This window comes from Ekhidna algicida (assembly GCF_051379705.1).
GTDB lineage: Bacteria > Bacteroidota > Bacteroidia > Cytophagales > Cyclobacteriaceae > Ekhidna.
On the sequence record NZ_CP179868.1, the window covers coordinates 1,514,538 to 1,539,175 of the forward strand.

Annotated in this window: 20 protein-coding genes and 1 tRNA gene; 8 read left to right on the top strand and 13 right to left on the bottom strand. The window is 40.5% G+C overall.

The window, feature by feature from the left end; all coding sequences use genetic code 11:
• Positions 1-91: 91 nt before the first annotated feature.
• Entirely contained in the window at positions 92-3,514 is a 3,423-nt protein-coding gene (locus tag ACL8WY_RS06510; protein WP_436517619.1) for a carboxypeptidase regulatory-like domain-containing protein, read from the top strand.
• 1 nt (position 3,515) lies between these two features.
• Here the strand turns inward: ACL8WY_RS06510 and ACL8WY_RS06515 are convergent, their stop codons facing one another.
• Together ACL8WY_RS06515 and ACL8WY_RS06520 are read right to left on the bottom strand one after the other, a co-directional pair.
• Entirely contained in the window at positions 3,516-3,806 is a 291-nt protein-coding gene (locus tag ACL8WY_RS06515) for a putative quinol monooxygenase (RefSeq protein WP_436517620.1), read from the bottom strand.
• 2 nt (positions 3,807-3,808) lie between these two features.
• On the bottom strand, positions 3,809-4,585 hold the full coding sequence (locus ACL8WY_RS06520; protein ID WP_436517621.1) for an SAM hydrolase/SAM-dependent halogenase family protein: 777 nt from the start codon (positions 4,583-4,585) through the stop codon (positions 3,809-3,811).
• 162 nt (positions 4,586-4,747) lie between these two features.
• On the opposite strand from ACL8WY_RS06520, the gene ACL8WY_RS06525 reads away from it, so the two are divergent.
• Both ACL8WY_RS06525 and ACL8WY_RS06530 read left to right on the top strand, forming a co-directional pair.
• Entirely contained in the window at positions 4,748-5,710 is a 963-nt protein-coding gene (locus ACL8WY_RS06525) for a PhoH family protein (RefSeq protein WP_436517622.1), read from the top strand.
• On the top strand, positions 5,679-6,116 hold the full coding sequence (locus tag ACL8WY_RS06530; protein ID WP_436517623.1) for a GNAT family N-acetyltransferase: 438 nt from the start codon (positions 5,679-5,681) through the stop codon (positions 6,114-6,116). The genes ACL8WY_RS06525 and ACL8WY_RS06530 overlap by 32 nt, the downstream gene beginning before the upstream one ends.
• A gap of 497 nt (positions 6,117-6,613) precedes the next feature.
• On the opposite strand, the gene ACL8WY_RS06535 is transcribed toward ACL8WY_RS06530, so the two are convergent.
• Positions 6,614-6,823, bottom strand: a complete 210-nt coding sequence (locus tag ACL8WY_RS06535) for a hypothetical protein (RefSeq protein WP_436517624.1) — start codon at positions 6,821-6,823, stop codon at positions 6,614-6,616.
• Between the two features lie 73 nt (positions 6,824-6,896).
• Here ACL8WY_RS06535 and ACL8WY_RS06540 point away from each other — a divergent pair, with 73 nt between their 5' ends.
• The 3 genes from ACL8WY_RS06540 (at position 6,897) to ACL8WY_RS06550 (ending at position 10,837) form a co-directional block, all read left to right on the top strand.
• Positions 6,897-7,148: a helix-turn-helix domain-containing protein gene (locus ACL8WY_RS06540; RefSeq protein WP_436517625.1), complete on the top strand. Its 252-nt coding sequence runs from the start codon at positions 6,897-6,899 to the stop codon at positions 7,146-7,148.
• Positions 7,149-7,459: 311 nt separating this feature from the next.
• Positions 7,460-8,104 (top strand): hypothetical protein, encoded by a 645-nt coding sequence (locus ACL8WY_RS06545; protein ID WP_436517626.1) that lies wholly within the window; start codon positions 7,460-7,462, stop codon positions 8,102-8,104.
• Positions 8,105-8,725: 621 nt separating this feature from the next.
• A complete protein-coding gene (locus ACL8WY_RS06550) occupies positions 8,726-10,837 on the top strand; it encodes a ComEC/Rec2 family competence protein (RefSeq protein WP_436517627.1) in 2,112 nt (703 codons plus the stop codon).
• Between the two features lie 161 nt (positions 10,838-10,998).
• Here ACL8WY_RS06550 and ACL8WY_RS06555 read toward each other — a convergent pair whose 3' ends face one another.
• The 10 genes from ACL8WY_RS06555 to ACL8WY_RS06600 all read right to left on the bottom strand — a co-directional run bounded on the left by ACL8WY_RS06555 (position 10,999) and on the right by ACL8WY_RS06600 (position 23,076).
• The gene (locus ACL8WY_RS06555) at positions 10,999-11,961 is read right to left on the bottom strand and encodes a ketoacyl-ACP synthase III (RefSeq protein ID WP_436517628.1); all 963 of its coding nucleotides are present in this window, start codon (positions 11,959-11,961) and stop codon (positions 10,999-11,001) included.
• A gap of 99 nt (positions 11,962-12,060) precedes the next feature.
• Positions 12,061-14,082, bottom strand: coding sequence for an excinuclease ABC subunit UvrB (uvrB, locus tag ACL8WY_RS06560; protein ID WP_436517629.1), 2,022 nt, complete (start codon positions 14,080-14,082; stop codon positions 12,061-12,063).
• A gap of 3 nt (positions 14,083-14,085) precedes the next feature.
• Positions 14,086-14,823 (bottom strand): shikimate dehydrogenase family protein, encoded by a 738-nt coding sequence (locus tag ACL8WY_RS06565; protein WP_436517630.1) that lies wholly within the window; start codon positions 14,821-14,823, stop codon positions 14,086-14,088.
• 39 nt (positions 14,824-14,862) lie between these two features.
• Positions 14,863-15,756 carry a DUF368 domain-containing protein gene (locus ACL8WY_RS06570; protein WP_436517631.1) on the bottom strand — a complete coding sequence of 298 codons (894 nt, stop codon included), beginning with the start codon at positions 15,754-15,756 and terminating at the stop codon, positions 14,863-14,865.
• 6 nt (positions 15,757-15,762) lie between these two features.
• Positions 15,763-16,518, bottom strand: a complete 756-nt coding sequence (locus ACL8WY_RS06575) for a phosphosulfolactate synthase (RefSeq protein ID WP_436517632.1) — start codon at positions 16,516-16,518, stop codon at positions 15,763-15,765.
• Between the two features lie 67 nt (positions 16,519-16,585).
• A complete protein-coding gene (locus ACL8WY_RS06580; RefSeq protein ID WP_436517633.1) occupies positions 16,586-17,989 on the bottom strand; it encodes a tetratricopeptide repeat protein in 1,404 nt (467 codons plus the stop codon).
• Between the two features lie 95 nt (positions 17,990-18,084).
• Positions 18,085-18,801 carry a tyrosine-protein phosphatase gene (locus ACL8WY_RS06585; protein WP_436517634.1) on the bottom strand — a complete coding sequence of 239 codons (717 nt, stop codon included), beginning with the start codon at positions 18,799-18,801 and terminating at the stop codon, positions 18,085-18,087.
• Between the two features lies 1 nt (position 18,802).
• Positions 18,803-21,175, bottom strand: coding sequence for a GumC family protein (locus tag ACL8WY_RS06590; RefSeq protein ID WP_436517635.1), 2,373 nt, complete (start codon positions 21,173-21,175; stop codon positions 18,803-18,805).
• Positions 21,175-21,858, bottom strand: a complete 684-nt coding sequence (locus ACL8WY_RS06595) for a polysaccharide biosynthesis/export family protein (protein WP_436517636.1) — start codon at positions 21,856-21,858, stop codon at positions 21,175-21,177. The genes ACL8WY_RS06590 and ACL8WY_RS06595 overlap by 1 nt, the downstream gene beginning before the upstream one ends.
• Before the next feature lie 114 nt (positions 21,859-21,972).
• Entirely contained in the window at positions 21,973-23,076 is a 1,104-nt protein-coding gene (locus ACL8WY_RS06600) for a glycosyltransferase family 4 protein (protein ID WP_436517637.1), read from the bottom strand.
• Positions 23,077-23,141: 65 nt separating this feature from the next.
• Between ACL8WY_RS06600 and hflX the strand changes: the two genes are divergently transcribed.
• Both hflX and ACL8WY_RS06610 read left to right on the top strand, forming a co-directional pair.
• Positions 23,142-24,266 carry a GTPase HflX gene (gene hflX / locus ACL8WY_RS06605; protein ID WP_436517638.1) on the top strand — a complete coding sequence of 375 codons (1,125 nt, stop codon included), beginning with the start codon at positions 23,142-23,144 and terminating at the stop codon, positions 24,264-24,266.
• Positions 24,267-24,294: 28 nt separating this feature from the next.
• Positions 24,295-24,366 (top strand) — tRNA-Arg (locus ACL8WY_RS06610).
• Positions 24,367-24,638 lie beyond the last annotated feature (272 nt).

The following is a 24,638-nucleotide window of genomic DNA, read 5'->3' on the forward strand; positions in this document are numbered from 1 at the left end:
TTTTGGTCGAGTTGGGGGTTTTTTTTGCTTTGAATTAAGGGTTTGAGCAGTTTATATCCTTATCTTAATCCACTAAGTATAGTTGTAAAGTATGAGGAATTTTCGCATCGAGGCAATCATATGTTGCTTGCTTCTGATATTGCCGTGTTTAACCGCTCTCTCTCAAGAATTACTGAACACCGCCAACAGCTCGGGATTTACAATTTCCGGCGTTGTTAAAGATGCGAATACCGGAGCTCCTCTACCCTATTGCAATGTCTATTTTTCAGGATCATTGAAAGGAGTATATACCAATGAAGATGGGAGTTTCACATTGAAAGATGTGGAGGCCGGCCAATACGAACTTGTGATCTCTTTCGTAGGCTACACAACTCAAACCAAAACCCTCCAAATTGATGACAACCTAGAAAACCTGTCAATCCGGCTGGTAGAAAACAAAAAGAAGTTAGAAGATCTGGAAGTTGTCATAAAAAGAGACAGAGAATGGGAGAATCAACTTAAACGATTTGAACGAGATCTCCTTGGCGAAATTCCAATGTCCAGGTATTGTGAGATAAGCAATCCCTGGGTCGTGACATTTACAGGAGATAAAAATCAGTTTATCGCGACAGCCGAAGAACCATTGGAAATAGTGAATAAAGCTCTTGGTTTCCACATGGTAATGAACCTCGACAAATTTATCCGCAATGGAGACATATTTGACTACAAGGGATATTTTCATTTTGAAATTCTTAAGCCCGCAAATGAAAAGCAGGAAAGCAAATGGATACAAAATAGAAAAGATGCCTACCTCGGATCAGTTGCTCACTTTCTCAGGAGTCTTGTTGAAAGTAACACAGTGGATGCAGGCTTCAGTGTGAGGAGCGTTGGCAGAGAAAATCAAGCGGAAAACATTTATAAAAAATCTCAGGTATCATTAAAAGAACTAGTAAATATCTCCAGAAAAGGAGACCTGTGGCGGCTTGAGCTGAAAGAGCCTATTTTATTGGAGTATCAATATGAGTATACGCATGGAGCGCCACAACTGTCGCTTCTCACAAAAACCCCAAATGAGGAAATTCTATTCAATTCATATGGCATTCTAAACGATCCCTCCAAGCTAAAAATCGGTGGCTATTTAGCTGAAGAAGGAGTCACCACACTCTTGCCCAAAGAATACCTCATTGATGGAGAAATGCTGATCAAGAAGAAAGCTGATCAAGCCTTACGTGCCAGCTTTATCAACTCATTTACAAGTTATTCGGATAAAGAGCCGCTCAAGACTTTTCTAAGAACGGACAAAGAGACTTACTACTCGGGCGAAACAATTTGGATGAGAGGATATCTTGTGAATGCCATAAATAATAAGCCTGTCTATGACCAAGACGTCATCCATGTTGAATTACTAGACTCGAATAAAAACATCCTAAAAAAACATCGGCTAAAATCCATTAATAGTGGAGCCAATGGTAGCTTCATCCTTTCTGATTCAATTAGTACCGGAGACTATTTCCTGAAAGCGTACACGAATTCTTTAGACCAGGTTTTCGTACGAAAAATCCAAATATTCTCCTTTGAAGACGAAAACCTCTCTGCTGATTCCAAAGCAAAAAAGGAAGATACTACCCTGCTTTTCTTTCCGGAAAGTGGTGAGCTAATTGACGGGATAAAAACACAAGTAGCTTTTCAATCCAATGCGAATAATATTACCGGGACTATTTTTTCCGAAAAGGATAAAAAGATCACTTCTTTTTCTTCTACTGTTTCCGGCATGGGAACCTTCATCATAAAAGCTGATTCCAAACAAAAATATTATGCGCTCATTGATGGTGTAGACAATAAGTTTTGGCTACCGGATGCGATCGATGAAGGGGTTTCCATCAGGCTAGAAAATGAAGCCCAGATCAAGTTTGAAGTTACTGTTTCGGAGATATATGGTGATACTGATTTATACATCCTCATTCATAATTCCGGTCGCTTATTTTTCTTTGAAAATCTAAATACAACCAGAGATCAGGAATACACTTTTGATAAAGAACAATTAAGTACGGGAATCAACCATATCACCATCTTTGATAGCAAAAAAAGGCCATTAGCTGAGCGGCTTTTTTACATTCCAAGTGAGGACAATGCTGATTCTTTAATTGCTATTGAAACAGAAAAAACAGTCTATAGCAAAAGAGAAAAGGTTAATCTGGCATTATCCTTAGGCTATAAATATCCTGATTCCGTTTATACCGATCTCTCTATTTCGGTGCTGGATCTTGATCAGTCTGACCATTCCGTTGACATAGCTAGCTACTTTAAAATATTTGCCGATACCGACATCCCCATACCAACCAGTAAGGCCCCAATTTTCTTAAAAAACTTCAGAACAGCACCTGATCTCTTTATGCAGATATACGGATGGCGCAGATTCGATTGGAATGAATTTTTTTATCCCAAGCCTCTTGAAAACTTAACCGATGATGTGTCAATTTCCGGATCAGTTACAACCAAAAATGGCTCCCCGTTTGACAACACCGATCTGATCCTTTTAAATAAGGATAATGGTGAATTGTACAATTCCAAAACCGATGCTTTTGGCAATTTTCAATTTGCCAAACTCGGAATTACCGATACAACCAACCTCATCCTGAAGGCGATGGATGCCGGAGGAAAAATTGCAAATCCAATCTTCAAAATTGATAGCAGCTACCAAGAAAGTAAAGCGCTCCCTTTTGTAAGAGACGAGCTCGCAACCAACCAAAAAAGTGTGACACCTGAGACGCTACAAATCGCTTTTGAAAGAAATCAAGTAACAGATCTCGGTAAATATACCTTGCTCAATGAAGTAGTCGTATCTGTACAGAGAGAAGAGAAAATTGATCCCAGAAAATCCGCTTTGGGAAAAGGGAATTACTCACTAAAAACAAGTGAAATAGGTGGTAGAGAAACGTTTGGACACGTTTATGATATCGTGCGGGGCAGAGTTCCCAGTCTCACCTTCGTAAGAGCGAGTAGAGGAATGGATCCAAACGCTGTGTATGTGATTCTTCGAGGATATACCAATCCTGGAGCCTCTTATGAATCGCAAGCCGCTCTCATTCTTGTGGACAATGTGCCAATGACACCAGATGGCTTAGGCGCCGTAAATCCCGGTGATATTGAGTCTGTTGAAGTATATACGGGAGCAGCAGCATCGGTCTATGGAGCAAGAGGCCAAAATGGAGTGATTGCATACTTTACCAAAAGAGGTTCGCCCAATTACAGTACCAATAGTGATCCACTCACAACAAGCTTTATCTATAAAAACGGCTATTATGCATACAAGGAATTTCGACATCCTGATTATTCCAGGCTCAGCCCAACCGATTCCTTCAAAGACCTCAGATCAACAGTCTATTGGAATCCAAATGTCACTCTGGTGAATGCCAAAGAAAATCTCTCATTTTATACAACAGACAGACAAACTGAATTATTGATAGATGTGCAAGGTGTGAATCAGTTTGGCGAGCTAATACACGAGACGAAAGTGATTGAAGTGAGGAATTAACTCAATTAGCATCCGGTAAGAGCGAATAAGCCATTGGTTTTCCACCAAAAAGCACCTTTGTTTTCGCCCACGTATCTGTGAATAATTCAGAATGGCGATACGCTTCCAGGTCATCTTCACCTTCCCATTTGCTGAAGGTATAATAGACATGATTCAGCTTAGCATCTTTGCAGAGTTCCAAATGAGCACAGCCGGGAAACGTTGCAATTTTCTCTTTTACAGTTTCAAAAAGTGCCAAAAAATCAGTCACTTTCTCCGGATCAAAATCCATTCGCACAATACGTATCAGCATAGTTATTCAGTTGTAAATTCAATGAGCACCGGAGAATCAACAGACAAACCCAGCAGCTCGGAAGCATTTCCCTTATTTATTCCAATTTGTAATTGATCAGAAGAATTAAACAAAACATAGCAATCGCCGGACTCCACATCACTGAAATACGTGTTTAATTGAGGAAACACCTCCCTTCCAAAACGCACCAGATATTTCACACTTGTGCCATTAATCTCCAGGATTTTTTCAAACTCAGATTTTTTAATATTCGTAATCAGATTCCCGTATCGATCCACAGTAACCACATGGCCTGCAATCTCCCGTTTGGTCACTTTGAGTTGACGCGCATAGAGCTCAGTCATTTCTCCAATCAAAGTCCCCACGTCCTTCAGGCTTTTTCCATTCGCGAGCTGCAAGGCAGTTTTGGCCAATACATCTTTTGCGGGAAAGGTGGATAGGCCGTTCTCCAAAACGACAATTTGATCCGGTTTCTTCTCAGAAACCAGGCTGAAAATTCCAGAATCAAAACCAACAAATAGATGTCCATCCAGCTCAATGGCCAGCGCTTTGGACTTCTCACGCATCGCATCCACAGCCACGATGTGAACCGTTTTTGCAGGAAAATCCTTGTATACATTGCGAAGAACATTGGCAGCATGCGAAATGTCGAATGGTCGAATGTCGTGCGTGATGTCGGTAATTGGCTGGGCTGGTAACTCGGATACAATAGCAGCCTTCACAGCAGCCACGTAGTGGTCTACTGTCCCGAAATCAGACATGAAGGTGATTAACGCCATTTGGGGGATTTCAGCTTACATTTGTTCTTACAAAGCTATATATTTTACTCACACAGTGAGTTGATAAACGTCGCGGTTTATCGCAAAAAAACAGAATGAAATTGGAAAAGAATATTGCAATCAATAAGTAATTTACGCTTGAAGCATTAACCAAAATATCTATTGCTGGAAAAAATAATTACACTTGAAAATGTTTCCCTGGTTGACTTCCTTGGAATCGAAAATCAGAACATCAAAACGATCGCTACAGCCTTTCCTGATAGCCAGATCGTCAGTCGTGGAAATGAAATCCGCATCAAGGGTTCTGCTCCTCAGATCCTGAAGATCAATGAAATTCTGAACTCCCTGCTCACGCATTATCATGAATATGGTAAAGTGACTGCCGAAAACGTCAAGGACTTTGTGGACAATGAGGAAAACACCATTGAAGCTGGTCCACAGGCAAGCGCATTGGTGCATGGCACGCGTGGCACGCGCATCGTTCCAAAAACTGTCAATCAAAAGAAACTTGTAGCAGCGGTAGAAAAAAATGATCTGGTATTCGCGATCGGACCCGCCGGAACCGGAAAAACTTACATCTCCGTAGCACTTGCAGTGCGGGCGCTCAAAAACAAGGATGTAAAAAAGATCATCATTACCCGACCGGCCGTAGAAGCAGGAGAAAATCTTGGCTTCCTTCCCGGTGACCTGAAAGAAAAAATAGATCCGTATCTGCGCCCGATCTACGACGCACTCAGCGACATGATCCCGGCAGAAAAGCTGCGCTACTACAAGGAAAATGGCATAGTAGAAATAGCACCACTTGCCTACATGCGTGGACGCACACTCAACGATGCCTATGTCCTGCTGGACGAAGCGCAGAATACCACACCCATGCAGATCAAAATGTTTTTGACACGGATGGGACCGCAATCCAAAGTGATAATCACAGGTGATATATCGCAGATTGATCTGCCGAAAAAGCAAACCTCCGGCCTGATCGAGACCATGCGCGTACTCAAGGAAGTGAAAGGCATTGGGTTTGTAAACCTGGACGAACGAGACGTGGTGCGCCACAAACTCGTGAAAGCAATCATAAAAGCATACAATAAATATGACCTTCAAAGTACTAAAGGCGACCAATGAAGAGCTGCTAAAGAAAGCCTTCCAGATTCGTGAAGAAGTATTTGTGGTGGAGCAGGAAGTAGCTGCTGAAGAAGAATTTGATGAGTTTGAAGACGAGTCACACCACTTTGTGGCGTTGGATGAAAACGATGAGCCCGTAGGCTCTGCACGCTGGCGACATACAGACAAAGGCATCAAGCTGGAGCGCTTCACGGCCAAGAAAACCATGCGTGGCAAAGGCTTAGGCACCGCGATTGTACAAGCTGTAATGGACGACCTGGCCAAAGCAACCAAGCCCGGCACCTATCTCTACATGCATGCCCAGCTACCCGCCGTTCCCCTCTATTTGAAATTTGGATTTGAGACCAAAGGCGACCAGTTCGACGAGTGCGGGATCATGCACTATTTGATGTGGAGAGTGTTGTAGGCAGGTATCTTGAGATCCTCAAATTCCACTGAGTTTCCTCATTAGTAGGACAAGCAATAAGAAAAGAGGGTGAGTAAAATGATTTTTGAATCATGTATTCCTTCAGATTGAGTGGTAAAAACCAAAATTTCTGGCGTCATTCCGGTTTTCGAAGAATGAGAAATACCGGAATCTTAGTCATTGCATGAGGTTGAGATTCCTGAATCCTTCCTTCGTCAGTCTCAGGAATGACGGTTCAAAATTTTGTTTTAGGGTCTACTAAAGCCCTAAGAGTAATAAAGATCCCGGATCAAAGTCCGGCATGACACACGAAGAAAGATTTTTGAATCATGTATCTGCTTCAGATTGAATGGTAAAAACTAAAATTTCTGGCGTCATTCCGGTTTTCGAAGAATGAGAAATACCGGAATCTTAGTCATTGCATGGGGTTGAGATTCCTGAATCCTTCCTTCGTCAGTCTCAGGAATGACGGTTCAAAATTATCGTTCACGCTCATTTTAGTGACCCTCAACCCTCTCCAACAACCCAAACAAAAACCCCATATCCTCTGTAAACCTCCCGAAATCTGACGGAAGCTCCTCATACTCATGGATGAGGTAGTAGAAGAATATTTCACGTAAGTTTTTTCGAAACGCGTGCACATCTACCAAATCCAGGAAATCATCAAATGCCTGAATCATCTCAGGTGTGAGGTTCTTGTAGTTCATTTTACTAAACTAGAAATTACACTCGATATATAGAGTACTTTTAATAGGGTATCGGGTAGACCTTTGGTCTACAATGGGCACAGAAAATTCACCTAACAATATCGAAAGCCTTCAAAAGCAAATTGGTATTAAGATTCGATCCATAAGAGAGAGCAAAGGCATCAAGAACTACGAAAAGTTTGCCATTCAAATTGGATTTAGTCGCTCGTATTATTGGAACATTGAAAAGGGGGAAGCGAATCTGACAATAAAATCACTCCTGAAAATCTTAAACGCACTAGGCGTCACTATCGAAGACTTCTTTAAAGAGCTAAAGAACTCATAAGCGTCATAAATCGCTGCTTATACGCTGCGAACGTCTCATCATACGTCAAAGCCTTCTCCTTGTATGTCAAAAAGTTCTCGTCAGGCGCAGTAGTATCTTATTGAGTATCAAAGTCATCTAATCATCTGTCAATGTCCTCAAATTAAGCGTCAAAGAATGCTTGTTGTATGTCAAGGCTTGATCATTACCTGTCAAGGTCATCTCATCACTTGTCCAGCTAATCGCACCAGTATACCTAAAGTGCACCTTGTGCTATACCGTACCATCAATTACGACTCATAGCTTCGCAATTCATCAAAAAAATAAGAACTATGACACAACAACAGATCAATCGAAGCAACATGTTTGACGCCACACAAGCATATATGGATGGAACCACAACTATCTGGGGGCCCATTCCTATTATTAACATGCTTAAGAATCAATTTGACGATTTACTGCTACAAATCACCGAAAACCAGGAAGCACAACAGGCTGCGAAGGTCTTTGTGGGCCACAACAAACAAATGCAGAAGAAACTGATCGCTGAGAAGGCCGATATCCTGAATGATACCCTGGAGGCCTATGCAGCTATAAATGCCAATGCTGAGTTGGAAAGTAAAGCAGCCAAAAGCTTTCGGGAATTACTCCGATTACGTAACGAAGACTTCATCATCACAATCAATGAAACAATCGAGCTTCTCACGGATAAGCTAGAAGACTTGGTAGATTATGGAATGACCATTGACCAGATCACTGACCTGAAATCCAGCATGGACAACTTTCTTGCTCTGCATGGCAAACCGAGGCAATACCGCATTGCCTCTTCAGTTGCTACCGGAACTTTAGAAGAAGTCTTTTCCCAGACCAGCGAACTATTGGACTTGAAAATGGACAACCTGATGAAGCGGTTCAAAAGGTCAAATCCATCTTTTTATCAGGGATATTTGGCAGCTAGGGTCGTGGTTGATAATTGATTGGACTTCTCATGCAATTGTTAGATATTCTGTCAAGACTTAATCCTAAAGTCAGAGTGTAGTAACTGAAGATGCCGGATCAAGTCCGGCATGACACACGAAGAAAGATTTTTGAATCATGTATTCCTTCAGATTGAGTGGTAAAAACCAAAATTTCTGGCGTCATTCCGGTTTTCGAAGAATGAGAAATACCGGAATCTTAGTCATTGCATGAGGTTGAGATTCCTGAATCCTTCCTTCGTCAGTCTCAGGAATGACGGTTCAAAATTTTGTTTTAGGGTCTACTAAAGCCCTAAGAGTAATAAAGATCCCGGATCAAAGTCCGGCATGACACACGAAGAAAGATTTTTGAATCATGTATCTGCTTCAGATTGAATGGTAAAAACTAAAATTTCTGGCGTCATTCCGGTTTTCGAAGAATGAGAAATACCGGAATCTTAGTCATTGCATGGGGTTGAGATTCCTGAATCCTTCCTTCGTCAGTCTCAGGAATGACGATTCAAAATTTTTGTTCACTCTATCAAGACTTATTCCATCTAATCAGGTATACAAATCGTAAACCGGAATCAACCTATCCATTTGTGACCGACTAGGAGCATGCATGCCACCTAGAATGCATGGGTGTTTTTCTGGAATTCTTATCCGTTCGTTCGCTTAAGTATTGCGCTTATTCTTGGTGTCATTGCCTTTGAGCAGTATCCTTTGCTTTGGAAGCAACCAACCACAATCCTGATGCTTGGTATTCTATTTTGCAGCATTAGTGTCTACTTCTCCAAAAAAATAGGCTTTCATAAGCTTCGACACCTAAATGGCCTTTTATGTCTCTTTGTGATATCCTTTCTCGGCGGATTTCTAGTAAAAAATAAATACCATGATCATCCGGCTTCACATTACAAAAATCTGGAAGTCAGAAAAAAAGGCTTTTCCGGATTGATCATCAGTCCGATCAACGAGCGGGAAAATCATTTTAGGTACGAGCTAAGCTTGAGTCAAATAGTCACCACGGATTCTCTAATCTCTACCGAGGGAACGATTCATCTTTACATATATAAAGATTCAGCGGCGTTTCCACTCCAATATGGCGATCGTGTCAATGTATTTGGTGCATTTTATTCCATTCAAGAGCCAGGAAACCCAGCTGAATTCAACTATAAAAAATACCTGGAAAGGCAAAACATCTATGCTCATGCATTTGTAAAGGCCGCTGATGTCGATGTAGCCGGTCACGAATCGATTAATCCTATTTTGCGTTGGTCTTTCAAACTCAGGGGTAAAGCCAATCAAATCATTGACGATCTCATTCCTCAGCCGCGAGAAAATGGAATTGCCAAAGCACTGCTTTTAGGTATAAAAGATCACCTGGACAATGACATGAAGAAAGCGTATTCAGCGGCTGGAGCGATGCACGTTTTGGCTGTTTCCGGGTTGCATGTTGGCATAATCTTCATGATAATAAAACTCATTTTCGGCCGGCTCAGGGAAACCGGCTTAATGGGCCGATACCTTTTTGGAGCCATCAGCATCCTCCTTATTTGGCTTTATGCATGTGTCACCGGGCTTAGTCCTTCAGTATTGCGAGCTGCAACGATGTTCTCATTTGTTGCAATCGGAGAAGCCTCGGTGAGAGAAACCAACATTTATAATTCGCTTGGCCTTGCCGCCTTCATTCTAATCCTGTTCGACCCACATTTTATTTATTCTGTTGGCTTTCAATTGTCATTTGCTGCGGTAATTGGGATTGTATACCTGCAGCCCAAATTGTATAAGTCAATAAATATCCACAACCTATTGATGGACAAAGCGTGGGCCATTACCTGTGTATCAATTGCAGCTCAATTAGCTACCTTCCCTTTAACGGCCTATTATTTCCATCAATTTCCTACCTATTTTCTTATCTCCAACCTAATCGTTATTCCAGCATCTTTTCTGATGCTCACAGGCGGCATATTCATGATTTTGATGGGGTCCTTTTCTTCAGCCATAGGTCAGCTTTGCGGACAGATTCTTCAAAAGTTTATTTGGATTATCAATGAGCTTATTAGCTATGTTCACCTACTTCCCAATAGTCTTATTGAGTGGATTTATATGGATTGGGTTGGGTTGATTTTTACTTATGCAATCGTTTTTACACTTATTGCTGCCCTTCATTTTGGAGCCTTCCGTACGCTTATGGTATCTGGAACACTAATTTTGGGACAACTCACGTGGGGCTGGACCAGTCATCAGCATCAGGCACTTCAAAACGAACTTATAGTTTATGAACTATCAGATAGGCTAGCCATTGATTACATACAAGGCCATGCTGCCATGCTGTACATTGAGTTTTACTCTGACGAGGAACTTGATATGCTGTCCTATCAAATTGATCCATATAGACTCCATTCTCATTTAAGACCGATACGCGAGAGCATGAAGAGCTTCGAGGAAGCCCATTTTACAGAGAAGGATGTAATTAGATATGGATCTATCGGGAATCAAAAATTCATCATTTTCGATTCCACCACTTTCCACCTTGATTTCAATGCGATGATAGAAACTGATCATATTATCATCAATAATGGAGCAATAAAAAGTCTCACGTGGTTACAAAATCACTTCATCTTTGACAACCTCATCATCAGCACCAAAAATTCAATTTATTACTCGCGTAAAATAAAAAAACAAGCTGCAGAGCATGGCCTGAAAATTCACTCCTTGAAAGAAGATGGAGCACTCAGAATCTCTTTGAATTAGGCATAAAAAAAGAGCGGACAAGTTAGCCCGCTCTGTTCACCACCAATCCCGACTAGCATCGGGAAAAAACTTACTACCGCCTAGTAGTATCACAAATGTAACACTTTCAGCGATTCACCAAAGCATATTTTAAAAAAACAGCCGCCATGGGAATGACTTTTTTACCACTTAAGGATGGTGCCAGCAAAGGTCAATCCACCGCCGAAACCTATCAGTAATAGCGTATCCCCTTTTTTGATGCCGCCGTTAGCGGCAGACTTATCAATTGCTAATGGAATTGAGGCCGAAGAAGTGTTTCCAAATTCTGTTACACTTTCAGGGATTTTGGCCATCGGATAGTCCAGATTCTTAGCTATCGCCTCAATAATTCGAAGATTGGCACTGTGTGGGACAATGTAATCTATGTCGTCCAGCGTCAGGCCTGCTTTGGCTGCCAGCTCCCTGATTTTTATCGGAATGTTCCCGACTGCCCATTTAAAAACGGATCGTCCATTCTGAACAATCTTTCCATGTGGGTTGATGCCTACACCATTGATGCTATTCTTTTTATGACTCAGGTATAGGTCGTGACCCAAATCTCCGTTTGTTCCGGAATTGAACGCCAGAAAGTGCTCTTCCTCACTCGGCTCCACCAATGCGGCTCCTGCTGCATCCCCAAATAGGATGCAGGAAGTACGATCTTGAAGGTCCATTATTTTGCTCAGCGTTTCACTCCCGATCACAAGTACTTTCTTATACACACCGGAGTTTACGAAACCATGTGCTATCTGTAGTCCATAGACAAAGCCGGCACATGCAGCATATATATCGTTGCAACCCGCATTCTTAATTCCAAGCTTGTATTGCACGCGAGAAGCTGTATTGGGCATGGGCTGATCGGGAGATGTAGTGCATACTACAATGAAGTCTACATCAGATATGTCTGCTCCACTATTCTTAACCAGATTTTCTACTGCCTTTACAGACAGGTCACTGGCAAACTCACCATCTTTTGAAAATCGTCGGGTTTTAATGCCCGTACGCGAGATGATCCACTCATCATTGGTATCAATAAACTCTTCGAAATAATGATTGTCTACGATTTTTTCCGGTACGTATGTGCCGAATGCAGTAATTTTTGACATAAGAAATTAGGGGAATTTGTTAGGAAAAAGATTAATCTTTTGGGATGATTGTCTATTTCGAAAGTAAGTTTAATTAGGATGATGGCAATTCCAAAGAAGCTACTTACTTTTTTTGAGCATTTTTTCCGCTTCCTGCAGCTCATCTCTCAACCGTGCTGCTTCCATGAAGTCTAAATCTTTGGCTGCTTTCTCCATTTTTCTTCGGGTTTCATTCACTAGCTTGGCCAGTTGCTCCTTGGACATGTATGAAACAACCGGATCTGCGGCAAGTGATTGCTCCTCCTCGATATAATATTTTTTAGCTCCTTTTTTCTTGTCCGCTACGCCAGTCTGCCGAAGTATTTCTTCTCTATTCTTTTTCAAAGAAACAGGCGTAATGCCATGCTTCTTGTTGTATTCCATCTGGATATTTCTCCGTCGGTTGGTTTCATCGATGGCGAGTTTCATGGAGCCTGTCACCTTATCTGCATACATAATCACCTTGCCTCGATCGTTACGAGCCGCTCTCCCAATCGTCTGAACCAGCGAGCGTTCGTTCCTCAGGAATCCTTCTTTATCTGTATCCAGAATAGCTACAAGTGAAACTTCGGGTAGGTCAAGACCTTCTCTCAGAAGATTTACACCCACGAGCACATCAAATACGCCTAGTCTCAGTTCTCGCAAAATTTCCACACGATCCAACGTATCTACCTCAGAGTGTATATACCTGGTTTTGATGCCAGCATTGAGTAAGTATTTTGTGAGCTCCTCTGCCATGCGTTTGGTCAGCGTGGTTACCAGCACACGGTCTTCCATTTCTATGCGCAGCTGAATTTCCTCCATCAGGTCATCTATCTGATTCTGACTCGGTCGAACATCAATTACAGGATCTAAAAGTCCTGTTGGACGTATTAATTGTTCGATTATCACACCTTCTGATTTTCGCAACTCATATTCACTTGGAGTAGCACTTACAAACACTACCTGATTGAGCATGTCCTCAAATTCGTTGAAAGTCAGCGGACGATTATCCATGGCAGATGGCAGTCTAAAACCATAGTCTACCAGATTTACCTTTCGTGCTCTGTCTCCTCCCCACATACCTCTCACCTGCGGCACGGTTACATGGCTTTCATCAATAACCATCAGAAAGTCGTCTGGAAAATAATCCAAAAGGCAGAATGGTCGGCTTCCCGGTGAGCGTCTGTCAAAATATCTGGAATAGTTTTCTACGCCGGAACAATAGCCAATTTCACGAATCATCTCAAGATCAAACTCCGTTCGTTCCTTTAGTCGTTTCGCCTCTAAAAATCTTCGTTCATCCTCGAAGAACTGCACCTGCTCTACCATATCATCCTGAATCTCTTTGATAGCCACCTGTAGATGATCTTTGCTAGTCACGAATAGGTTTGCCGGGAAAATTGTGATGATGCGTTCATCTGATTGTTTCTCACCAGTGATCGGGTCAATCCGCTGGATGGATTCAATCTCGTCACCCCAAAATATAAATCTGTAAGCAAAGTCTGCATAAGCGACAAAAACATCCACTGTGTCGCCTTTGACCCTGAAAGTTCCGCGCTTAAACTCAGCCTCCGTTCGGCTATACAAAATATCAACTAGGCTAAATAGAAACTTATTTCTTGGAATGACATCTCCTTCCTGAACCTTGATTACGTTTTTTCCAAACTCCTCCGGATTACCAATACCATAAATGCATGAAACGGAAGCTACTACGATGACGTCTCTTCGCCCTGAAAGTAAAGCTGAGGATGCGCTGAGTCTCAGCTTCTCAATTTCATCGTTAATTGAAAGGTCTTTTTCAATGTACACATTGCTGGTAGGAATGTAGGCTTCTGGTTGATAGTAATCATAATAGGAGATAAAATACTCGACAGCATTATCCGGAAAAAACCGCTTAAACTCACCATAGAGCTGAGCCGCAAGTGTCTTGTTATGACTTAGCACCAACGTTGGTTTTTGGACTTGCTGGATCACGTTGGCCATTGTAAAGGTCTTCCCTGATCCTGTTACTCCCAAGAGCGTTTGCGCCGCTTCTCCTTCATCAATTCCTTCTACAATTTGTTTAATCGCTTGAGGTTGATCGCCCGTCGGGCTGTATTCCGAAACCAGTTTAAATTCCATTGATTAGCTATTCCAAATATCCCAGGATCTTTCTGCCTGAAGCTCCAACATCTCCATCCCGTTTTTAGTTTTTGCTCCGTTATTTTTCCCTTCTTTCATAAACGCTGTTTCTTCAGGATTGTAGATCAAATCATAAAAAAAAGTGCCTTTCGATATTAGTTTAAATGGAAGATCCGGTATCGATTCATTGTTTGGAAACATGCCAAGTGGCGTAGTGTTTATGATCAATTTAAAGCGGGAGATGATTTCAGAATTTGCCTTTATTTGATCGTAGGTATAATCTCCTCCCTTGCTGGTTCTACTTACCTGATTGTATGGAATATTTAGATCCGTGAGCCCTGCCTGAACTGCTTTAGAAGCTCCTCCCGAACCAAGAATCAAGGCTTCCCCTTTGAAATCACCGATCCATGACTTGAGGGATTCTCGAAATGCCATATAGTCCGTATTATATCCGATGAGCTTTCCCCCTTTTTTTAATATGACATTAGCCGCACCAACCTTGATGGCACTAGAATCCTGTTTATCCAGATATTTTACAACGTTTTCCTTATGTGGCACGGTAACATTGAGACCTTTTAGGTCCGAATGCTTGAGCCAAAGAGCCGGGAATTCATTCAAGAACTCCATCTCGAATAGATCATACACGTGATCTTTCAGTTTGAGCTTTTTGAATTTCTCGGAGAAGAAATTCTGAGAGTAACTATGTTCAACAGGATAACCAATTAATCCAAAGCGTGTCATATTAGATTAAAGTTATATTAAGAATCCAAGCCTGCCTAACTACTTTTCAGATGTTGATGATTTTCGTTCCATCCAAAAAACCATCAAGAACCCAGCGATGATAAAAAATAATGAATAGGCAAGTTCTGAATTTAATTCTGGTAATCGCCATATATATCCGATGGCTTTTTCTTTCCCATTAAAAATTTCGGTTAATGCAATTTTCCAGGGCCAAATAATCAAAAGCGAGCCCGCGACAAACCCGCTAAGAATTGCAATAGTAACGTCCTTGAATTTGCTGAAAAGGAATGCTAGCAGCCGAGACAAGACGACAAGTCCCAAAACACACCCTATCGCAATAGGTGCAAGAATCTTAATCTCTAGTGCACTGATTGCTTTCAACACAAGGAGGTAATTACCCATGAGTAATAGCACATAAGATCCAGATAAACCTGGCAGGATCATGCTACAAACTGCCACCACACCACAGAGGATAAGGTAGACAAATGAATCATTGGGCTGAGCGGGCGGAAGAAACGCTATAGCGATGGCAATGGCTGATCCTATGATAAATGAGATTATTACCGCGAATGAAGTTTTGCCAATCTGACGTGAAACCGCGAAAACTGATGCAACGATGAGCCCAAAGAAAAATGATAGTGTGAGGGTTTCGTATTGATCAAATGCGATCTCCAGCAGCTTCGCCAGACTCAAAATACTGACGAAAACACCAAGAAAGAGAACCACCAAAAAGCTAAAATCTATTTTTTGGGCGAATTCCTTAAATCGACCGTTAAAAAAAAGTTTGATAGCTTCAAGATCTATATTCTTGAGCGCATTTATCAGACGCTCATAAATGCCGGTAATGAAGGCTACAGTTCCTCCAGAGACACCAGGAATTACATTTGCAGCTCCCATGGCGACACCCTTTAGGAAAAGTTTGAGTTTATCCATTAGGACTTATAAAAAGTGACTAAAAGTATCGCCTCTGAGACCAAGTCTGATTGTTTCTAATGGGATAACTTCATTTGGTGCGATGTTGCCAAGGTTAACATTGGAACCGCACAGTTTAATAAACCATACCTGCTGAGCTTTTTGTGGTGCTTCCCACAAAATCTTTTCGGTTGGAATTTGCGTTAATATCTCTTCTACAAGTCCCTGTCGAACCTCTCCTGAATCTCTGAAAAGCCCCACATTTCCACTTTCTCGTGCCTCTCCAATCACTTTCCATGCGCCGGCTTCTAATTCAGTGCTCATCTGCTCAATCCATTTATATGGAGGGATAATCTTTGCTGCATCTTTCGAGCCAACTTCGCTTAGAACTGTTACTTGCTTTGCAAGAATTCTTATGTATTCGCATTTTTTATCATGATCCATGACCAAGGAGCCATCGGAAACCTCTGCGTACTCCATACCGAACTCATCCAGTATTTTTTGGTAATCTGAAAACTGCTCTCGAACAATAAAGGCTTCAAATAAGGTTCCTCCAAAATAGGTAGGAATTCCAGCCGATTTATATAAGGCAATTTTCTCCTTGAGTTTTGGGTAGACATATGATGTAGCCCAGCCAAACTTAACAATATCAATATACTCTCCGCTGGATTCTATTAGGTCCTCTACTTCTCTCAAACTGAGGCCTTTATCCATGACCATAGTGTAGCCCTCGGTCCTTGGTTTATTTGTCCTTTCGGGTAAGTTGTTTAGATGATAATTCATTTAGGATTTTTGTCGCTCAAAAAAAACAAGCCTCAAAAATCAGAAATTATCTTTAGACGATCAAAGTTTATTTTTTATCCTGCCGAAACTGATCAATAATTCGGTACAAAGCTTTTTGGGTTGGGAGATTAGGAAAGAAGTCAAAAAGCGCTTCATGTGCCTCAAAATCAAGAATTAGGGCTGTTTCCAGTCTGTTAATTGCATTTTTGTAGCTGCCCGAACCTATCAAATAAACTACTCCTCGATAATACATTTCTGCATTGTCAGGACATTCATCAAGCCCTTGTTCCAATACAGAGATCGCTTCATCATAGTTTCCTTGTTCATAATATACCATTGACCAGTCGAGCCAAATCTTCGGATCCTCTGAATCCATTTCGCTAGCTTCCCTATACGCTTCTATTGATGAAACCAAGTTTCCGGTTTTATATTCCGCATCAGCAACAGCTTTCCAATAGAGAACATTTTCAGCATCTATTTTCAATGCTTTGTTTAGAAAATGTATAGCCTCATACCACTTTTCTTGTAGCGCAAGACATACACCAACACCATACCATGCTTCATGATATAGTTGATCCAGCTTTGTCGCCTTTTGATAATATTTAATGGCCAGCTCAAGCTGCTGTAGCTTTTCGTATGCAGCGCCTATATGGCAATACGTCTCCGGTGAAGCTCCCTCTTGATCGTATGTTTTTAAATATGCAGCTAGCGCCTGATCATATTTTCCCAGATTCATTAGCGCATTTCCCATGTTGAACCATGCACTACTAAACTCCTCATCTATTGCAGTAGCATATTCGTATGCATCAATTGCTTCCTCAAATCTTGCCAGTTTATTGTAAACTATACCTAAGTTGTACCATGCGTATTCAGAATACGGGTCCTGATCAATAAACTTTTGGTAATAAGATAGGCTACTCTCTAACTCACCTGAAACATCGAGACAGTAAGCCAATTCATATAGTGCGTTCTCATTGAGCATATTGATTTCAATGGCCAACTTATACTGCTCTGCTGCCTCTTTGTATTTAGCCATCCCTTGATAGGCCATTCCCATGCTGAAGTATACTTCGTCCTTTTCCTCAACGTTCAACAGGGCTTTCTCATAGGCTCCTATTGCTTCTTCAAACTCAGATAGAAGGCAATGAATTGCACCTTTTTGCAATAAAAGCTCAGGGTCGTTTGGTTGTATGTTCAGCGTTTCATCGAGTAAATCCACAGCATCGTCAGACCTTTCCATTTTTACCAAAATGTCTGATTTTTCAATGGTTAAATCTATTGAGTAAGGAAATTGATCCAGTGCAACGTCGGCAGCTTTCAATGCCTGCTTTAGTTTATCATGTACACTGTAAAAGCAAATAATTTGAATCATTGCTTCTTCGTCAAAAAAATGATTTTCCTTGTTTTTAAGGAATGCTTCAAACTTTCGAATCAACTCTCTCTCTTCCTTACGTTTATGTTCTTCTGCCATGGTGAAGATTAAATTGGGCGGTAAATGTTAAAAGGAATTTAGGTGAAAATGTCTTTAAATTCCTTGGAATATGGGCTAAAAAGTTTTCCACACCCTCATAAAAGCAATTGATTTTTAATGCAATTTCTATTCAAGGATTGTTGGACGTATTTAGTTTTTAGACCTTTTTCTAAATATTCTAAATGGGAGAATCTATGTAAATCTGAACCTAAAAAATCAACCATTTCATTTTTCAAAAGCAGCTTCCCCATGTGCTCAGGTTTCGATCCATAATAACCTCCTAATGATCCCAAGGTTACTTGCAACATGACACCCATGCTTTTGAGTTCCTTTAACCAATCAATATTACCCTCAAGGTATTTGTAACGCTCAGGATGAGCGAGAACAGGAATGTATCCATTGCATTTAAGATCAAAAATTACGGAATCGAAGAAAAACGGTTTGTTTATAAAGGAAGTTTCGATCAAAACATGTTTTCCTCCGAAGGATAAGATCAGGCTTTTTTCTTTTACTTTTTGATGAAATTTTTCATCAATATAATACTCTGCTGCAGCCTCAACTTCAATATCAAGATTCATTTTTGATATTTCTTTTTGTAACGACTTAAGGCCGGCTAAAATTATCTCGGGCGTGTTTGGGTAGTTTGGGTGAATATGAGGGGTTGTAATAACCTTTTTAAATCCAAGCGAGATTAGCGATTCTATCATTTCAATGCTCTGATCCATTGATTGAGAGCCATCATCGATGTTTGGGATAAGATGAGAATGAATATCCACATCTAAAGTCAAAGACTTTTTACCAAAAAATTTCATGTTAAAAAAGGTTCTTAACTGATGAAGTTACCTTTTTGACTTTAGACTCTTCATCTGTATAATAACCATAGCCATAGCCATAACCGTAACCGTAACCAGGGGTTGAATCGATTGAGTTTAGGATGGTCGTAAGATTTGAAAACTGAGAGCTTATTTTAAGATCATTCAGAACTTTTATAAAACTTCTCTTTGAATAATCTGCCCGCACTATATAGAGTTGAATGTCGCAATACTTCATCACAAGTCTTCCATCAGTAACCAGCCCTACAGGAGGTGTGTCAAGGATCACAACATCAAACTTCTTATTCAAATCGTCCAACATTTTTTTGAATGAGTTTTGAAGCAAAAGCTCTGATGGATTAGGGGGTGTAGGTCCTGCACCAATAAAATGCAGACCATCAATCGGTGTCTCTTGCAAGCTTTCTTTTATCGTACTCTTTCCTGATAGTATGGTACTTACTCCGTTGGCGCTACTCACACCTCCAAAAGCAAGGTGTACTTTGGGTTTACGCATGTCAATATCCACAACACACACCTTTTGGCCTGTCATAGCCATTATAGCTCCAAGGTTAGCAGCTACAAAAGTCTTCCCTTCACCGGAAATTGTTGATGTAACACTAATGGTAGAGTCACTACTGGTACTGATGAAGTCCATGTTTGTTCGAATGGTTCTCAAAGCCTCACTCAATGAGCTCTTTGAATCCTTCCTAACAACCAAAGACGTTTGATTTAAATTTTCTTTCTTGTATTGAGGAATTGCTCCAAGAACAGGGACAGCTGCCAGCTTTTCAAGCTCTCTGACACCAGCAATTTTGTTGTGCGCTAAATACCTGATCAAAAGGAAAGCAATACTCAAAATCATACCTACCATGAAACCAGCGCCGATAATCAGTGCTTTTTGAGGCTTTATTGGGCTTTCTGGATATGAAGCTGGTGATAATATTACATTTTTTGTAACAGTTCCTGCTCGAGTGATTTCGAGCTCCATTTTGGAGGTTTGTAGAGACAGCATAAACTCTTCCTGCAATCCATATAATCTTCTATTTTTTCCATACTCTGTACCCATGGAAGGCAGCTGCGAAAGATTATTTTCTAAAATATTTCTTCTTCTATCTACTTGCTTCAGCCGCTCATCAAGTGTCTCTTCATAGGATTGCAACAATTCAGTCAATATTGATTTGGATTTATCAAGTTGATTATCCAATTGTCCTATGATGTATGAAGTTTCATTGTAAGAAGCTAGTTTCAGCTCTCTTTGCTGTTGCAATTCTGAATATTCATTAATGGATTCACTAAGCGCATTGGGTAGCTGTTCTAACAGCAAGGGGTTGATTACAATTGCTCCTTTTTTTTCAACCTTTAGCTGAATCAGATCAAGGTCCTTTATATTTTTTTTGAGACTATATCTCTGAGAATCCAAAATTGCAAGTTGCTCAATGGTTCGATTCAAATCCTGACCAAGATCAGTGGTCCTATTTTCAATGGTGAAGTCCTCAAAATAGTCTTCATACTCTGATAACTTGATTTCTGTGCCTTGAATTTGATTGTCAAGAAAATTTATTTTTTGCTCTATCGCAATGTTCTTCACCTCTCTGGTATAGTCGAGATATAAAGAATCGATTAGGCTTACAAGATCCCTTGCTTTTTGTCTATTGAAATCTGAGTAGGATATCTTAATTGTTTTGGCATTAAAATTCTCAGGAACTACATCAAGATTGGTTTGTAGTTCTTCAATCAACGCGTCTCGACTGCTAATGATAAAGAAGTACTTATTTCCATCGTTTGAGTTAAAAAAGCTTGTCCGCTGAATGAGCAGGTTAAAATCCTCAGTCTTTATTTCTTCATTGAAGTTGTAGGCATTTCTTACTTCTTCACCATCCTTTATATAGGTTAGGAAAAAGGAATCTTCAGCATCGAATTCAACATCAAAAGGTGTATTGTAATAAGCGCTATTAAAAATTTTGTATGATACAATGAAAGGTGAATTGATATATCGCTCGTCTGTCAGATACCTGCCATATACGTGGTAGGAAACATCCATCTTCGCTGCTGCTGCTACCTTAGATAGAAAGAGCTTTGATTTAATCAGCTCAATTTCACCTGAAATTTCATTGCGTTCTTGGGTATTCACCACTTCGACCAGACCTAAGACGTTAGCCTCACTTTCAAATTCTAATTTGATGATTGACTCTGAATTGTATACTGGTTTTGTGTATCGAACGTAGACGTATGAAAGTGCAGTCGTAATGATAATGAAACCAATCAGCCAGAACTTGCTTCTTTTAAGGACATACCAGAAACGTTCAACATCAAAAGATTCGAAAAAATCTTTCTCGGTTTCCGAATTGGGATGTGGTGGCAGACGTTCTTCCATTACAAATTCTGGACTACAACAATTAAGGTGAGTACACTTGAAACTATACTTAGAGCTGGAGATATATCCCGAAGGGTTTCCAACCATGGCCTTCTCCATGGCTCTACATAAATAACATCTCCCGGTTCCACAGACATATTAGTTTCTTTCATGCCGCTGATAGTTGCCAGGTTTATTCGAAAAACATCTTCACCCCTAATTAACTTTATATTTTGAGCTTTGGCACCTAAATCCAGACCTTCAGAAGATGCAAGCACTTCAATCAAGCTCATGTTTTCATTGGGCAGTGGAATAACTCTACCTCCAGGAGCTCCGAGAACAAAAACACGCCGATTCGTCATCCGAATTTTCACAAATGATCCTTTATATACTTCATTGAATTTTTCAGCAATCTTCTTTTCGGCTTCAAACATGGTCATTCCCGCAAGATTCATATCCCCAATCATTGGGAAGGTCGCTATTCCATCTGTTTGGATAATATATTGGAAGTTGTCCTTGTAAAGCTGCTGTTGTTGGCCTGGAATACTTACCATTTCGAGGTTGGGGTCAATCAACCTTTCTCCATTATTTGTGAAAACATCCAAGAGAAATGCATCATTGGCCTTCAAAATATAATTGGTTTCGGCTGCCTCTGTAGCCCGTGCTAAATCTTCCTCAGTGAATTTATCATCGAGTTTGAACATGATGTCCTGCTTGTAAGCCTTACAACTAGTTAAAACAGCGATTAAAACAATTAATACTAAACGGTTCACAGATAAGTGTTTATAAGTCGTAAAAATAGATGAAATATTTAGAGATCAATGGATGATTCGACGTATTGCATTCTCATATATATCAATTACAATTCTTTCATCATAATTCTCTGCTACCAAGGTACGAGAGTTGGCAGCCAGTTGCTCTTTCTCATTGCTATTAAGTGAGAGAAATAATTTCAACTTATCACGAAGGCTTTTTGCATTTTGTACTTCGCATAGAAATCCATTGTACCCGTCCTTAACAATTTCCCGACATCCTGGGACATCTGTTGCTATAAGCGGCCTGCCTAGCGCAGCACCTTCAAGCAAAGTTCTGGAAGTTCCCTCTCGATAGGAAGGTAAAATGACTGCTTCATGATTCGAAATCACTTTTTTTATATCGTCAGAGTGATCCAGATATTCTATCCAATTTGCGCCAATCCAATAATCAAGTTCTTCTTTTGAAATGGATCTGGAATGTGTTTTGTCAAACTTCCCGATAAGGGTAAAACGTACGCTTTCATCCGTAGCAAAATGAGATGCTGCCTCCGCAAATTCCCTCACTCCTTTTTCAATAATCACTCTTGAAATCATGACAAAGCTATTAGCCTGACTATTGCTGAGTGGAGCCACCTTAAACTCTTCTAAATCTATTCCTGAGCCTGGGAGAATGCCAGTTTTATTTTTATCGATTGAGATGATTGATGTAAACAATTTCTCGTCATCCTCATTTTGAAAGAAAATATGACTGCTAAAACGAAAAGCTAGCCTATACAAGGTCTTGGCTATTTTACCAGAGATACCTTTCACTAAAAAGACTGTACCAAGTCCACTTACATTACAAATCACAGGGACTCCCTTAAGCTTGCCAGCTAAACAGGCATAAATATTTGCTTTGATGGTGTAGGTAAGCAAGACATCCGGTTTTTCAGCCTTTAGACAACTTATAAGTTTGAGTAAATAGCTTAGATCTTTTACCGGATTGGCTCCAGTACCTTCGAGTGGAGTATCTATCCACTTCACTCCCCACTCCAGTAGTCTATCTGAGTACTCATCTTTAGGGGCAAGTACAACTACTTCATTTCCTTTATTTAGAAAATGATGAACGAGACCTCTTCGAAAATTGTAGATATTCCAGCACGTATTGGCAACAAAAGCAATCTTCACTTGTAAATTCTTTAGGTTGCAAACTTTTGTAAGCTATGGTTTATTAGCAAACTTTGCGAGAGAATATGATCGAAACTGCAAAAAAGAACGAAAGAGGAATATTAGTTGCGTTAGGTAACAAATCTGAATCGGATGAACGTCTCGAGGAGATGATGGATGAATTAGAATTTTTGTCCCAGACACTTAACATAGATGTCCTCGGCAAGTTTACCCAAAAGCTTGAACATCCCGATCCCAGAACATTCGTGGGGAAAGGCAAGGTGGAAGAAATTAAAACTTTCTGCAAAGTGGAAAAGGTCGATGTGGTGGTTTTTGATGATGATCTTTCTCCTTCCCAATTACGGAATCTTGAAAAAGAACTCAAAGTCAAAATATATGATAGAAGCTTACTGATTCTTGATATTTTTCTAAAACGAGCTAAAACTGCACAGGCCAAGACACAGGTAGAACTTGCGCGCTTTCAATACCTCCTGCCAAGGTTAACCAGGATGTGGACACACCTGGAGCGTCAAAGAGGCGGGACAGGTACACGAGGTGGAGCAGGAGAAAAAGAGATCGAAACAGATAGAAGGATTATCCGTGATCAAATCAATGTACTAAAGAAGAAACTTGAGAAGATTGAGAAGCAATCAAATACGCAAAGAAAGTCCCGCAGTGGTATTGTACGTGTAGCACTTGTTGGTTATACTAATGCTGGAAAATCTACGCTTATGAAAATTCTAAGTAAGGAAAAAGTTTATGCAAAAGATGAATTATTTGCTACCGTCGATTCCACGGTTAGGAAGGTGGTAATTGACAATCTCCCATTCCTACTCTCCGATACAGTAGGCTTCATCCGTAAGCTACCTCATTCATTGATTGAATCGTTTAAATCTACACTTGCTGAAGTAATGGAGGCAGACATCCTACTGCATGTAATTGATGCTTCAAACCCATCCTATGAAGACCACATTAGAGTAGTCGAGGAAACCTTGGGTGAAATTGGAGCTGCAGATATCACTACAATCAAAGTATTCAACAAGATTGATAAGACTGAGGAATTGCCTCCCAAAAATGGAAAGGGACAGTCCATTCAAATCAGTGCAAAAAATGGCATTGGCGTGCCGGAACTTAGAAATCTACTTGCGGAAGAGGTGAAAAAAGTTCATATGCGAATCTATCCAAACTACATGCATCCTGAGGTTTATTAAGTTTCTTAATTTTACACATCTAATTCTAGGCCCCGTAGTTCAATGGATAGAATAGAAGTTTCCTAAACTTTAGATGTGAGTTCGATTCTCGCCGGGGCTACTAACCATATATACTTCACAGAAAAGCACCTATCTAACATTCAGTTATGAAGTTTACCTATATGGAATATCTGTGTCATTATAATTACTGACGTGGCTATAAAGCCAGGAATCAGCAATGGGTTGTGGTGACTCAAGGGTTCGCATCCTGCGAACCCTTATTTAGAAATAATTGGCGCCCTCACCAAAAGCTCATCCATTTCCTGAACGATCTTTACTTTTTTTTGTTTGTTATACGATTAGGAAACTAATACGTATTTCTTTCGTATCATC